This is a genomic window from Verrucosispora sp. SN26_14.1 (genome assembly GCF_004307965.1).
Lineage (GTDB): Bacteria > Actinomycetota > Actinomycetes > Mycobacteriales > Micromonosporaceae > Micromonospora.
In genome coordinates this window covers 1-13,612 of the sequence record NZ_SISL01000131.1, presented here as the reverse complement: position 1 = coordinate 13,612, position 13,612 = coordinate 1, and the positions used below count along the sequence as shown (strand labels likewise).

Below are 13,612 nucleotides of genomic sequence, written 5' to 3'. Positions count from 1 at the left end.
AGATGGTATAAGAGACAGGCCCCGGCCTGGGCCATCATCTCCGCCGGTGTCCGGCCGGCACGCTCGGCCGGCGGGGTCACCCCGCCGGTGGTCGGCGCGGTGGTCTGCTCGTGGGCGAGTTCGTTGAGGCGGGCGCAGAGCCGCTCGGCGCTGCGCCGGGAGTTGGTGAAGACGATGGTCGAGCGGTGGGCTCGGATCAACGAGTGGACGCGTTCCTCGACGGCGGGCCAGATCGACGCCGACCTGGGGCGCCCGAGGTCGTCCTCCGGCTGCTCCTGCTCGTCGAGGCGGGTCATGTCCTCCACCGGGACCTGGACGCTGACCTCGATCGTCTTGGCGCTGGCCGGGGCCACCACGTCGACCGGGCGGGCGCCGCCGAGGAACCGGGCGCACTCGTCGAGCGGCCGGACGGTGGCGGAGAGCCCGATCCGCTGCGCCGGAGCGGGCAACAACTCGTCGAGACGCTCCAGGGAGAGCGCGAGGTGGGCGCCGCGTTTGGTGCCGGCGACCGCGTGCACCTCGTCGACGATCACCGTCTCGACGCCCCGCAGCGCGTCCCGCGCGGCGGAGGTGAGCAGCAGGAACAGCGACTCCGGGGTGGTGATCAGGATGTCCGGCGGAGTCCGTGCGAAGGCCCGCCGCTCGTCCGCCGGGGTGTCGCCGGTCCGCATGCCGACGGTGATCTCCGGCGGGGGGAGCGCGAGCCGGGTGGCGGCCTGCCGGATGCCCGCCAGAGGTGCGCGCAGGTTCCGCTCGACGTCGACCGCGAGCGCCTTGAGCGGGCTGACGTAGAGCACCCGGCACCGGTGTCGGGGGTCGTCGGGGGCCGGCTCGCGGGCCAACCGGTCGAGCGACCAGAGGAAGGCGGCGAGGGTTTTGCCGGAACCGGTCGGCGCCACCACCAGGGCGTGCCGCCCGGCCGCGACCGCCGTCCAGGCGCCGGCCTGCGCTGCCGTGGGCGCGGCGAAGGCCGCCCCGAACCACTCCCGGGTCGCCGGACCGAAGCGGGAGAGCACCCCCGTGGACCCGCCGCTGGAATCCGCCACGACCCCATACTGCCCCTGGGGACCGACATCCTTCGTGTTCGACGGTGGAGAGGTATGTCTGTTTAAGGCGTTGCAGGCGTCATGACCGTAGAATCCGTTAAGTCTTACTTAACTGCTTGCTTGCATCCGGCAACATAAAGTAACTTCACTCGCGGTGTAGCGCACGGCGAGGAGGTCGGATGGACGTCGAGGAGCGGAGTCCAGGGTCCGGCACCGACGTCCTGATTCGCAAGGTCGACAGTCATGTCGCCACTCTCCGCACCGGCCTGCACGGGCCCGATCTTGAGTTGGCCGAGCGTCTCGCTGGCTGCCTGCGGGAGTTGATCGCGTCGACGGCCCAGGCCAGTGCCGCCGACCGGGCGCGGGTGCGGGTCGCCGTGCACTATTTCGTGCTCCGCCGGGAGAGTCGAGGGCGGCTACTCTCCGTGCGCTCGCTCGCCGCAGCCCAGCGACTGGTCAACAAGGCGGCACGGCAACTCGGCCGACCGGACCTGACGGTCGAGACCCGCGCCGGATAGGACGGAACCCCTCGCGCCGCCTGTGGCGAGGCCCCGCCGCGCCCGAGCGTCACCGAATCTCTCCCGGTCGAGCGCGGTCGCCCCACGTGGTCGACTGCGGCCGGTCACTCTTCGTGGCTTCCCCGGGTCGACTCCGAGTGCTCTCGCTCGCCTTTGCTCTGCTTCAACCCACGCAATGCCCTCTGAACTGCGCTGCTCTGGCGACCGGCGCCGATGGCGACCTCGATGATCGACACGAAGGGTGACTGTTGCGTGGGTTGAAGCAGAGCAAAGGGCGCCACGAGGGGTGGGTCAGCTTCGCGCCCGCCGCCTGGCACCCTCGACGCGCCAGGCAAAGGTGAATATGGGCTTTTTTCGGTAAAACCGTCTATCGCGCCCCGGAGATGTCGTCTGATCGCAGGTAGGCGCCATGCACGCGAAACGGGCGCCGCTGCCACCTCGACCGGGAGCGCGCGTGCTCGTACTGCTGATCCTGCACCTCGTGGCGGCGCTGGCGGCACCGCTGCTGGTCCGTCGGTGGGGTGCGCGCGCCTGCTATCCGCTGGCGCTCGCGCCGGCCGCCGCGTTCGGCTGGGCGGTGGTCCGCACCCCCGACGTGACCGACGGCGGTGCGGTGGTCGAGACGTACCCGTGGATCCCGAAGCTCGGGCTCGACCTGGCCTTCCGGACGACCACGCTGTCCTGGGTGATGACCCTGCTGATCGGCGGCGTCGGCGCGTTGGTGCTGGTCTACAGCGCACGGTACTTCCCGCCCCCGGCCGTCGGGACGGCCCAGTTCGCCGGGGTGCTGGTCGGCTTCGCCGGAGCCATGCTCGGCCTGGTCTTCGCCGACGACCTGCTGCTGCTCTACGTCTGCTGGGAACTGACCACGGTCTTCTCGTACCTGCTCATCGGGCACAGCGCCGAGCGGCGTTCGGCCCGCTGGGCCGCCGCCCAGGCGCTGACCGTGACCACGTTCGGCGGCCTGGCCATGCTGGTCGGGTTCATCATGCTGGGCCACCACGCCGGCACCTACCGCCTGTCGGAACTGTCGCAACACCCGCTGCCCGGCGGGGCGTACCTGGTCGTCGCCGTGGTGCTGATCCTGCTCGGGGCGCTGTCCAAGTCGGCCCTGCTGCCGTTCACCTCGTGGCTGCCGGTGGCGATGGCGGCACCGACGCCGGTCAGCGCGTACCTGCACGCGGCGGCGATGGTGAAGGCCGGCGTCTACCTGCTCGGTCTGCTCGCCCCGTTGCTGGCGCAGGCGAGCCCGTGGCGACCGGTGGTACTTGTCGCCGGGCTGGCCACCATGGTGCTGGGCGGCTGGTCCGCGTTGCGGCAGAACGACCTGAAACTGCTGCTGGCGTACGGCACGCTCAGCCAGCTCGGCCTGGTGGCGGTGGCGATCGGGGTGGGCACCCCGGACGCCGCGCTGGCCGGCGTGGCGATGTTGGTGGCACACGCCCTGTTCAAGGCGGCGCTGTTCCTCGTCGTCGGCATCATCGACCACGGCGCACACACCCGTGACCTGCGCAAGCTGTCCGGCCTGGGGCGGCGTACCCCGCTCCTGGCGGTGGTGGCCGGGCTCGCCGCCGCCTCCATGGCCGGGGTGCCGCCACTGTTCGGTTTCGCCGCGAAGGAGGCGATCTTCGCCGCCTTCACCGATCGGCCGGCGGCGCTGGCCGTGCTGGTGGTCGGCACCGTGCTCACGGTCGCCTACAGCATCCGGTTCCTCTGGGGCGCGTTCGGCACCCGTCCCGGCCTGGCGCCGACCGAACTGGAGCGGATCCCGGCGGCGATGCTCTGGCCACCGGCCGTGCTCGCCGGGGCGGGACTCGTCGCCGGGCCGGCGGCGGGCGCGCTCGACCACCTGTTCCGCCCGTACGCGCAACTCCTCGGACCGGTCCACGGGCACCTCACCCTCTGGCCCGGCTTCCACCTCGCGCTCGGTCTCTCCGCGCTGACCCTCGCCGGCGGCGCGGTGCTGTTCCTGCTCCGCGGTCCGTTGACCCCGGTGCTGGCCCGACTGCGGTCCCCGGCCACCGGACAGCAGGGCTACGAGTGGCTCATCCACCGCTTCGACCGGACCGCGGTGGACGTCACCAGCGTCACCCAACGGGGTTCACTGCCGCAGTACCTCGGTCTCATCCTGATCGTGCTCTCCGCCGTGCCGGGCGGGGTGCTGCTGGTGATCCGTCCGTGGGAACAATCCCTGATGCTGTGGGGCTCGCCCGCGCAGCCGGTGGTGCTGCTGGTGATCGCGATGGCGGCGCTGCTCGCCGTCGGGGCCAGCCGCCGGCTCACCGCGATGCTGCTGGTCGGGGTGACCGGCTACGGCACCGCGATGTTCTTCGTGCTGCACGGCGCACCTGACCTGGCGCTCACCCAGTTCCTGGTGGAGACCGTGACCATCGCGGTCTTTGTGCTGGTGCTACGTCGCCTGCCGGAGCGGTTCTCGGTGCGTCCGCTGCGTCGCAGCCGCTGGATCCGCCGGTCGATCGGCGCACTCGTCGGCCTCACCGTGGCCGGGCTCGCGCTGGCCGCGACGGCGGCCCGGCACACCCGCACCATCTCCGAGGACTTCCCCCGGCTCGCCGTCGAGCAGGGGTACGGCCGCAACGTGGTGAACGTGACGCTCGTCGACATCCGGGCCTGGGACACGTTCGGTGAGCTGGCGGTGCTGGTGGCCGCCGCGACCGGGGTGGCCAGTCTGGTCTTCCAGCAGTCCCGCACCGGCCCCCGGCCCCGACGGTTGGACGCCGACCGGGGCGAGAGCCTGGCCGGGCGGCCGGTGTGGCTGCGCGGCGGCGCCACGCTGATCGAACGCAACCGCTCGATCGTGCTGGAGGTGGTCACCCGGCTGATCTTCCACACCGCCGTGCTCTTCTCCTTCTACCTGCTGTTCTCCGGCCACAACGCGCCCGGTGGGGGATTCGCCGGTGGCCTGGTGGCCAGCCTGGCGCTGACCATGCGCTACCTCGCCGGCGGCCGGTACGAACTGGCCGAGGCCGCGCCGGTCTCCGCCGGCACCGTACTCGGCGCCGGGCTGGGCCTGGCGGTGTGCGGCGCGGTGGCCTCCCTGCTGGCCGGCGGTGCCGTGCTGGAGAGCGCGCGGATCGACCTCTGGCTGCCGGTGATCGGCGACTTCTACCTGATCACCTCGCTCTTCTTCGACATCGGCGTCTATCTGGTGGTGATCGGGTTGGCGCTGGACGTGCTGCGCAGTCTCGGTGCCGAGGTGGACCGGCACATCGAGGCGGCCGGCGGACCCGAGGGCGGGCTCGCCGTGGAGCGCCGGGGCGGCACCCGATGAGCGCCGGGGCCAACCTTGTCTCGTTCGTGGCGATCGGGGTGCTCGTCGGCTGCGGGGTGACCCTGCTGCTGGAACGCAGCCTGAGTCGGATCCTGCTCGGCATCATCCTGATCGGCAACGGCGTCAACCTGCTGATCATCTTCGGTGGCCGGTCCGGGCGGGCACCGGTCGCCGGGGTCACCGAGCCGGATCGGATGAGCGACGCGCTGCCCCAGGCCATGGTGCTGACGGCCATCGTCATCACGTTCGGGTTCACCGCCTTCCTGCTCGCCATCAGCTACCGCAGCTGGTACCTGACCGGCGACGACGAGGTGCCCGACGACCTGGAGGACCAGCAGATCGTCCGCCGCGCGGCGCGCCGGGAGGTCTCCACCGCGGACCTCGGCGGGGAACCGCCGGAGAGCGACCCCGAGCAGGTCGACGCGCCCGCGCCGTGGCAGCGCCGCCGTGAGGGGGGCCCGGGATGAGCCGGTACGCGTCGCACGGGCGGCACCGATGACCGCCCTCGTGCCGCTGCCGGTGCTGCTGCCGGTGCTGGGCGCGGCACTGACCCTGCTGCTGGCGAAGTGGCCCGTGCCGCAGCGCATCGTCAGCGTGGGTTGCCTGGCCACCACACTCGTGGTGGCGGTGCTGCTGCTGGTGCACGCCTACCGGCACGGTCCGGCGGTGGTGCAGGTCGGCGCCTGGCCGGCACCGGTGGGCATCGTGCTGGTCGCCGACCAGTTGGCGGCGTTGATGCTGGTGGTCTCCTCGGCGGTGACCCTGTGCGTGCTGCTCTACTCGATCGGCCAGGGCCAGGCGGACACCGGCGAGTCCGCGCCGCTGGCCATCTTCCACCCCACCTACCTGGTGCTGACCGCCGGCGTGACGAACGCCTTCCTCGCCGGGGACCTGTTCAACCTCTTCGTCGGATTCGAGATGCTGCTCGCCGCCAGCTTCGTGCTGATCACGCTGAACAGCACGCGACTGCGCATCCGCACCGGCTCGACGTACGTGGTGGTCAACGTCCTGGCCTCGATGATCTTCCTGATCTCGGTCGGCCTGGTGTACGCGGCGACCGGCACGCTCAACCTGGCCCACCTCGCGGCCCGCTTCGACGGGCTGCCCGAGGGCGTACGGCTGAGTCTGCAACTGATGCTGCTGCTGGCCTTCGGCATCAAGGCGGCGGTCTTCCCGCTCTCGGCCTGGCTGCCGGACAGCTATCCGACCGCCCCGGCCCCGGTCACCGCGGTCTTCGCCGGCCTGCTCACCAAGGTCGGCGTGTACGCGATCATCCGGACCCAGACCCTGCTCTTCCCCGGCGAGCAGGCCGACCGGGTGCTGATGGTGGTGGCCGGGCTGACCATGCTGGTCGGCATCCTCGGCGCGGTGGCCCAGTCGGACCTGAAACGACTGTTCTCGTTCACACTGGTCAGCCACATCGGCTACATGATCTTCGGGGTGGGGCTCAGTACCGTCGCCGGACTGGTCGGGGCCATCTTCTACGTGGTCCACCACATCACCATCCAGACCACCCTGTTCCTGGTCGCCGGCCTGATCGAACAACGCACCGGCAGCACCGACCTGCGTCGGCTCGGCGGCCTGGCCCGGTTGACGCCGCTGCTCGCCGTGCTCTTCTTCGTCTCGGCGATGAACCTCGCCGGCATACCGCCGTTCTCCGGGTTTCTCGGCAAGCTCGGGCTGCTCCAGGCCGGCGTGGCGGTCGGCGGCGCGCTGCCCTGGACGCTGGTGGCGGTCGGCACGTTGACCAGCCTGCTCACGCTCTACGTGGCCAGCCGGGTGTGGAACCTGGCCTTCTGGCGTACGCCCTGCCAGACCGTCGAACCGACCGCTCCGCTGCCCGCGCTGACCGTCGGCGCCACCATCGCCCTGGTGGCCCTCGGGGTGTCCCTGACCGTGGTGGCGGGTCCACTGTTCGACGTGACCACCGGCGCGGCCGTCGACCTGCGCGAGCGGACCCCGTACATCCACGCCGTCCTGCCGGACGGTCCACCGTGACCGATCTCCACGACGGGCCGGCCGACGAGCCAGGCCGGGACGTACGCGGCCGGGCGGGCCGGTGGCGGGACCAGGCCATCGCCGTCGGTTGGCTGGTGCTGGTCTGGAACCTGCTCTGGGGCGAGTTCACCTGGGGCAACCTGCTGGGCGGAATCCTGGTCGGCGCGGCGGTGCTGGTGTTCTTCCCGCTCCCGCCGGTGACCTTCGCCGGGCGGCTGCGGCCTTGGGGACTGCTGGTGTTCGGGGTCCGGTTCGTCGTCGAACTGGTCCGGGCCAGCGCGCACGTCGCCCGGATCGCGGTGCAGCCCGGGTACGTGCCCCGCTCGGCCATCGTGGCGGTGCGACTGCGGGTCCGCACCGACCTGAACCTGGCCCTCACCGCCGAGGCGCTCTCGCTGGTGCCGGGGACGTTGATCGTGGACGTGGAGCGGGAGAGCGCGACGCTCTACGTGCACGTGCTGGACGTACGCCGACGCAGCGACCTCATCGACGCCCGCGAGCAGGTACGCGCCGTGGAACGGCGGATCATCGAGGCGGTGGGGTCGACGGCCGAGGTCCGCCGCCTGCGCGCCGACCCGGCCGACAAGGAGTCCCCGTGAACACCGTCCTCATCGTCGTACTGGCGGGTCTTCTGTCGGTGACCGCGCTGCTCGCCCTCGCCCGGCTCTACCGGGGGCCGTCGCTGCTGGACCGGGTGATCGCCGCCGACATGCTGCTGGCCACCATGATCGGCGCAGTCGGTGCGGAGGCGGCGATCAACCGGCACGCCACCACGCTGCCGGTGCTGGTGGCGCTCGGCCTGCTCGGCTTCGTCGGCTCGGTGTCGATGGTCCGCTTCGCCGTCCGGGAGAAGCCGTGACGGCCGTCCGGTCGACCGTGTTGTCGGCCGCGAACTGGCTGGACGGGGTGACCCTCGGGACCGTCGCCGACTGGCTGGGCGCGACCAGCCTGATCGCCGGTGCGTTGCTGAGCCTGGCCGCCGCGATCGGGGTGGTGCGCTTCCCGGACGCGCCGACCCGGATGCACGCGGCCACCAAGCCGCAGGTGCTCGGCGTCCTGCTCCTGCTGCTGGGGGTCGGGCTGCGGCTGCGGACCGTCTCCGACATCGGGATGATCGCGCTGGTCGGGGTCTTCCAGTTGGCCACCGCGCCGGTCGCCGCGCAGATGATCGGTCGGGCGGCGTACCGCAGCGGACGACTGGACCGGCAACTGCTGGAGGCCGACGACCTCGCCGACCGGTGACACGCCGGATTTCGGACGGAGCGATCAATCCGGCACCTTGCGTCTTGCCCGCCAGGGCCCGGCCCAGCAACCTCTCGCAATGACGGACATCGATCAAATGGCCGTCCGCCGGCCACCCGTGCACCCACGGTCGGCCGGTGCTCGCCCCCGAACCGGGAGGACCCATGAGACCCCGCACCCTCCGTACCGCCGGGCTAGCCGCGGTCGTCGCCACCGCGACGGTCGCCGCGTCGGCCCTCGCGGGCGCGCCCGTGGCCGGTGCCGCACCCATCGCCGCCGCCGTCACCGCGCCCGACATCTCCCTGACCAACGTCAAGGGGCACCTCAACCAGTTCCAGTCGATCGCGACCGCCAACGGTGGCAACCGGGCACACGGCAGACCCGGCTACCTCGCCTCGGTCAACTACGTCCGGGCACAGCTCGACGCCGTCGGCTACACCACCGCCGTCCAGTCGTTCACCTACAACGGCGCCACCGGCTACAACCTGATCGCCGACTGGCCCGGCGGCGACCCGAACGCGGTCGTGATGACCGGGGCGCACCTGGACAGCACCACCGCGGGGCCCGGCATCAACGACAACGGCTCCGGCTCGGCCGCGATCCTGGAGGTGGCGCTCGCCGTCGCCCGGACCGGGTTCGCACCCGACCGGCACCTGCGGTTCGCCTGGTGGGGCGCGGAGGAGTTGGGGCTGCGTGGCTCGCAGTACTACGTCAACAACCTGCCCACCGCCGAGCGCAGCCGGATCAAGCAGTACCTGAACTTCGACATGGTCGGCTCACCCAACGCCGGCTACTTCGTCTACGACGGGGACAACTCCGACGGGGTGGGTTCCGGGCCCGGCCCGGCCGGCTCCGCCCAGATCGAGCAGACCATCCAGGCGTACTTCACCTCGATCGGCGTACCGACCCGGGGCACCGACTTCGACGGACGAAGCGACTACGGCCCGTTCATCAGCGTGGGCATCCCGGCCGGTGGCACCTTCACCGGCGCCGAGGGCACCAAGTCCAGCGCCCAGGCGTCACTCTGGGGCGGCACCGCCGGGCAGGCGTTCGACCCCTGCTACCACCGGTCCTGCGACACGCTCACCAACATCAACGACACCGCGCTGGACCGCAACGCCGACGCGATCGCGTACACCGTCTGGACGCTGGCCCAGGTGGCGACCCCACCGCCCGTCACCACGGTCTACAGCGACACCTTCGAGACCGCCACCGGCTGGACCGTCAACCCGGCAGGTACGGACACCGCCACCGCCGGTCGGTGGGAGCGCGCGGACCCCGCCGCCACCAGCAGCTCCGGTGTCGCCACCCAGCTCGGCACCACCGTCAGCGGCAGTTTCGACCTGGTCACCGGACCGCTCGCGGGCAGCAGCGCGGGGGACCACGACCTCGACGGCGGCGTCAGCACCGTCCAGTCCCCGACGATCACCCTGCCGTCCACCGGCACGCTGACGCTCTCGTTCTCCTGGTACCTGGCCCACCTGAACAACTCCAGCAGCGCCGACTACCTGCGGGTACGCGTGGTCGGCAGCAGCACGCTCACCGCGCTCACCGCGACCGGCGCGGCCACCAACCGGGCCGCCTCCTGGCAGACCGGCGGCGCGGACATCTCGGCCCTACGCGGACAGACCGTCCGGATCGTGATCGACGCCGCCGACGCCAGCACCGCCAGCCTGGTCGAGGCCGCCGTCGACGACGTCCGCATCGTGCAAAACTGACCGCCCGGGTGTAAGGAAGGGCCCCCTGCTAACGCCTCCGGTATAGCAGGGGTCCCCTCCTAACATCCGAACAGCGGCATGCCCGAAGAGCGAGGTCCACCGGGGTCAAGATGGTCGTTCACGACTCGACCCGATGCGCATCCTGTGGCACCTGGACCACCCGCATCCCGCCGACGTCTACGCCGCCCGCCCGCACCATCGCCGCTGGACCGATCGGCAAGAGCGTGGCAGTGCAGCTCTCCGACACGCCGTGCGCACAGCAGCTGCACTGCCACGCACCCCGAGCACCCCACACCCCGCGGCCGCACGCCGCACACCGAGCAGGCCGGACGGCGGCGTGCCACGCGGTCGGGACAGTGCCTCCACAGCCCGCGAGCCGGGCGTCCCCGCCGGTAGAATGAGGGGATGATCGACTCTTCTGCCCAGGAGGGCAGCAGTAGCCAGCCGGGTAAGCCCCGGCATCCACACGACCCGACGACCCCGGGAGCCCTGAGCGTCCCGTGTTGATCACCGTCGGTCTCGTACTGATCATCGTTCTGACCATCGCGACGGGCTACTTCGTCGCGCAGGAGTTCGGCTACGTCGCGGTCGACCGGGGCAAGCTCAAGCAGAGTGCCGACGAGGGCGACCAGGCGTCCGTCCGCGCCTTGGAGGTCACCGGTCGGCTGTCGTTCATGCTCTCCGGCGCGCAGCTCGGCATCACCGTCACCACGCTGCTGGTCGGCTACCTCGCCGAGCCCTATCTCGGCGCCGGCCTGGCCGAGCTGCTCGGCGTCTCCGGCGTCTCCACCGCGGTCAGCCTCCCGCTGTCGGTCGCCCTGGCCCTGGTCATCGCGACCGTGGTGCAGATGGTGGTCGGCGAGCTGGCCCCCAAGAACCTGGCCATCGCCCGGCCCGAGTCGGTGGCCCGGGCGCTGTCCCGTTCCACCCTGGTCTACCTGGCCGTCGCCGGGCCGCTCATCAAACTGTTCGACCGGGCCGCGGTACGGCTGCTGCGCCGGGTCGGCATCGAACCGATCGAGGAACTGCCCAGCGGTGCCACGCCGGAGGACCTGGAGCAGATCATCGCCGAGTCCCGGCAGGGCGGACATCTCGACGCCGAGATGTCCGAGTTGCTGGACCGGGGGCTCGATTTCCGTCAACTGACCGCCGGCGAGGCCATGGTGCCCCGGGTCGACGTGCACACCGTCCTGGCCCACGAGCCGGTCAGCCGGGTGGTCGAGCTGCTCGACACCGGGCGTTCCCGCTTCCCGGTACGCGGCACCGAGGGCGTCGACGACCTGGTCGGCGTGATCGGCATCGCCGACGTACTCGGGGTGCCTCCGGCACGGCGTGCCACCACCCCGGTCAGTACGGTCGCCGGCGCACCGCTGCTCGTACCCGAGACGTTGCCGTTGCCCATCGTCCTGGACCGGCTCCGGTCCGGACACCGGCAGCTCGCCTGCGTGGTCGACGAGTACGGCGGCTTCGCGGGCGTCATCACGCTGGAGGACATCGCCGAGGAACTGGTCGGCCCGATCCGCGACGAGGACGACCCGCCGGAGCGGGCCCCGGCCCGCCAGGAGGACGGCTCGTGGGTGGTGCCGGCCCGCTGGCGCATCGACGAGGTCGCCGACAGCACCGGCATCGCGCTGCCCGAGGGCCCCGAGTACGACACCCTCTCCGGACTGGTGATGCGGGAGCTGGGCCGGGTACCCGAGGTCGGTGACCGCCTGGAGATCCGCCTGCCGGCCGACGGTGACCACGGTCCGGGGCCGCGTGCCCTGGTCGAGGTGCTCGCGGTGGACCGGCACGTGGCCGACTCGGTACGGCTCCAGCTCACCGACGGCCCTGCGGAGGTGGGTGCGTGAGTACCGGATTCGCGCTGATCACCTCGGTGGTCCTGCTGGCGCTCAACGGGTTCTTCGTCGCCGCCGAGTTCGCCTTGGTGGCGAGCAAGCGGTACCGCCTGGAGCAGGCGGCGGCGGGCGGCGGGCGGGCGGCGAAGGCCGCTCTCGACGGCGTACGCGAGCTGTCGCTGATGCTGGCCGGCGCGCAGCTCGGCATCACCCTGTGCACGTTGGGCCTCGGTGCGCTGGCCGAGCCGGCGATCGAACGGCTGGTGGGGCCGCTGCTGCACGCCGTCGGCCTGCCGTACGGCGCCAGCCACGTGATCGCGCTGATCTTCGCGCTCAGCCTGGTCACCTTCCTGCACCTGGTGGTCGGTGAGATGGCCCCGAAGTCCTGGGCGATCACCCACCCGGAGCGGTCCGCGCTGCTGCTGGCCCTGCCGTTCCGGGCCTTCGCCCGGGTGTCCCGGCCGGTGCTGTCGGTGCTCAACGCGGTGGCCAACGCGATGCTGCGTCTGTTCAAGGTCAATCCGCAGGACCAGTTGGCCCAGGTGCACGGTCCGGACGAGTTGCGGATGCTGCTGGAGCAGTCGCACGAGCATGGGCTGCTCGGTGCCGCGCAGCACGAGTTGCTGACCAGCATGCTCCAGTTGCAGGCGACCACCGTGGCGCAGGTGATGGAGCCCTTCGACCGGATGGTGACGGTACGCCGGGAGGACCCGGTGGACCGGATCGAGCAGGTCAGCCGGGACAGTGGCCGGTCCCGACTGGCGGTGCTGGACGCCGCCGGTGACGTCTGCGGCCTGGTGCACGTACGGGAGGCGGTGCGCGCGACCGCCGTCCGGCCGGAGGCCCGGGCGGTGGACCTGATGAACGAGGCGATCACCCTGCCGGGCACGGCCAGCGTGACCGAGGCGGTGGCCGTGATGCGGGCCCGCCGCTCGCAGCTCGCGCTGGTCCGCAACGGTGGGGGCCCGGCCCGACCGGTCGGCTTCGTCGCCCTGGAGGACCTGTTGGAGGAGGTCATCGGGGAGTTCGACGACGAGACCGATCCGATCCCGCGTGCGGTACGCCGCCTGAGGTAGGAGCGACACGGATGCGGCTGACGGGGATCTCACCGGAGTCGGGCGGTACGGGCCTGACGGTGCAGACCGCGTTGGCCAATCCGAGCACCCGTCCCGGTCTGCGCCTGCCGGGGCGGGTGAACCTGATCGCCGGTGCGGTCGACGTGCCGGTCCTCCATGTCCGGCTCGGCCTGGTCAGCTCGGTCGAGCCGGACGACCCGGAGGCACCTCGACGGCTGGTGCAGTTCCACCAGGCGCAGGTGGCCGACGCGTTGGTGCTGCGGGCCGGTCGGGCGCGGTCGATCCCGTTCGAGTTCCCGCTGCCGTGGGAGACGCCGGTGACCACGTACGGCGGGGTGCCGCTGCTCAGCCTGCGGATGGGTCTGCGTACCGAGGTGGCGATCGACCCGGCGCTGGACCAGGGCGCCATGGTGCCGATCTTCGTCCACCCGCTGCCCACCCAGCAGCACGTCCTGGCGGCGCTGGACACGCTCGGGTTCAGCGTGCGCCAGTCGGGGCTGGTCGACGGGCGGCTGCCCGGGGTGGAGCAGGCCCTGCCGCTGCACCAGCGGTGGGGTTTCTGGGTGGGGCCGCTCTATGCCGGGCCGATCACCGAGCTTGAGGTGATCTTCGTGGCCAACTCCGCCGGTCTCGAGGTGATCCTCTGGTGCGACCGCCGGCTGGCACTGGCCGGGATCACCCACACCAGCATCAGCCGGTTCCGGATCTGGCACGTCGGCGCCGATCAGCGCGACTGGATCTCCGTCGTGGACGGCTGGCTGCGCGAGACGATCAACCGGCACGCGGCAGCGGCGGCGCAGGCCGACTGGTCGGCCACTATCAGCGAGTCCGCTCACGTCAGCCGCCCGCCCGACCGGCCGATCGCCCCCGGCTTCGGCCTGGGC

At 71.7% G+C, this 13,612-nt stretch carries 12 protein-coding genes; 11 read left to right on the top strand and 1 reads right to left on the bottom strand.

Translation table 11 applies throughout. The features are described from left to right. A partial coding sequence (locus EYA84_RS14210) for a DEAD/DEAH box helicase (RefSeq protein WP_131053517.1) occupies positions 1-1,046 on the bottom strand: 1,046 nt, incomplete at its 3' end. Positions 1,047-1,225: 179 nt separating this feature from the next. Between EYA84_RS14210 and EYA84_RS14205 the strand changes: the two genes are divergently transcribed. From EYA84_RS14205 to EYA84_RS14155, 11 genes are all read left to right on the top strand, one after another. Beyond that, on the top strand, positions 1,226-1,564 hold the full coding sequence (locus EYA84_RS14205) for a hypothetical protein (protein ID WP_131053516.1): 339 nt from the start codon (positions 1,226-1,228) through the stop codon (positions 1,562-1,564). A 454-nt stretch (positions 1,565-2,018) separates the two neighbouring features. Continuing rightward, positions 2,019-4,856: a Na+/H+ antiporter subunit A gene (locus EYA84_RS14200; protein WP_131053515.1), complete on the top strand. Its 2,838-nt coding sequence runs from the start codon at positions 2,019-2,021 to the stop codon at positions 4,854-4,856. Then, positions 4,853-5,323, top strand: coding sequence for a Na(+)/H(+) antiporter subunit C (locus tag EYA84_RS14195; protein WP_131053514.1), 471 nt, complete (start codon positions 4,853-4,855; stop codon positions 5,321-5,323). The genes EYA84_RS14200 and EYA84_RS14195 overlap by 4 nt, the downstream gene beginning before the upstream one ends. A gap of 28 nt (positions 5,324-5,351) precedes the next feature. Next, positions 5,352-6,854 (top strand): Na+/H+ antiporter subunit D, encoded by a 1,503-nt coding sequence (locus EYA84_RS14190; RefSeq protein ID WP_131053513.1) that lies wholly within the window; start codon positions 5,352-5,354, stop codon positions 6,852-6,854. After that, the gene (locus tag EYA84_RS14185) at positions 6,851-7,453 is read left to right on the top strand and encodes a Na+/H+ antiporter subunit E (protein ID WP_131053512.1); all 603 of its coding nucleotides are present in this window, start codon (positions 6,851-6,853) and stop codon (positions 7,451-7,453) included. The genes EYA84_RS14190 and EYA84_RS14185 overlap by 4 nt, the downstream gene beginning before the upstream one ends. Beyond that, positions 7,450-7,713, top strand: a complete 264-nt coding sequence (locus EYA84_RS14180) for a monovalent cation/H+ antiporter complex subunit F (RefSeq protein WP_131053511.1) — start codon at positions 7,450-7,452, stop codon at positions 7,711-7,713. The genes EYA84_RS14185 and EYA84_RS14180 overlap by 4 nt, the downstream gene beginning before the upstream one ends. Before the next feature lie 47 nt (positions 7,714-7,760). Further along, a complete protein-coding gene (mnhG, locus tag EYA84_RS14175) occupies positions 7,761-8,096 on the top strand; it encodes a monovalent cation/H(+) antiporter subunit G (protein WP_131053518.1) in 336 nt (111 codons plus the stop codon). Between the two features lie 164 nt (positions 8,097-8,260). After that, positions 8,261-9,814 carry a M28 family metallopeptidase gene (locus EYA84_RS14170; protein WP_131053510.1) on the top strand — a complete coding sequence of 518 codons (1,554 nt, stop codon included), beginning with the start codon at positions 8,261-8,263 and terminating at the stop codon, positions 9,812-9,814. A 500-nt stretch (positions 9,815-10,314) separates the two neighbouring features. Then, positions 10,315-11,664, top strand: a complete 1,350-nt coding sequence (locus tag EYA84_RS14165) for a hemolysin family protein (RefSeq protein WP_131053509.1) — start codon at positions 10,315-10,317, stop codon at positions 11,662-11,664. Then, positions 11,661-12,728, top strand: coding sequence for a hemolysin family protein (locus tag EYA84_RS14160; RefSeq protein ID WP_131053508.1), 1,068 nt, complete (start codon positions 11,661-11,663; stop codon positions 12,726-12,728). Before EYA84_RS14165 ends, EYA84_RS14160 begins: the two co-directional genes overlap by 4 nt. An 11-nt stretch (positions 12,729-12,739) precedes the next feature. Continuing rightward, positions 12,740-13,612, top strand: an 873-nt coding sequence (locus tag EYA84_RS14155; protein ID WP_131053507.1) for a sporulation protein, incomplete at its 3' end; no start/stop codon positions are given.

Excerpts from the sequence above, each read along its gene's own strand:
- EYA84_RS14205 (WP_131053516.1), top strand. The coding sequence starts at position 1,226 with ATGGACGTCGAGGAGCGGAGTCCAGGGTCCGGCACCGACGTCCTGATT.
- EYA84_RS14195 (WP_131053514.1), top strand. The coding sequence starts at position 4,853 with ATGAGCGCCGGGGCCAACCTTGTCTCGTTCGTGGCGATCGGGGTGCTC.
- EYA84_RS14190 (WP_131053513.1), top strand. The coding sequence starts at position 5,352 with ATGACCGCCCTCGTGCCGCTGCCGGTGCTGCTGCCGGTGCTGGGCGCG.
- EYA84_RS14170 (WP_131053510.1), top strand. The coding sequence starts at position 8,261 with ATGAGACCCCGCACCCTCCGTACCGCCGGGCTAGCCGCGGTCGTCGCC.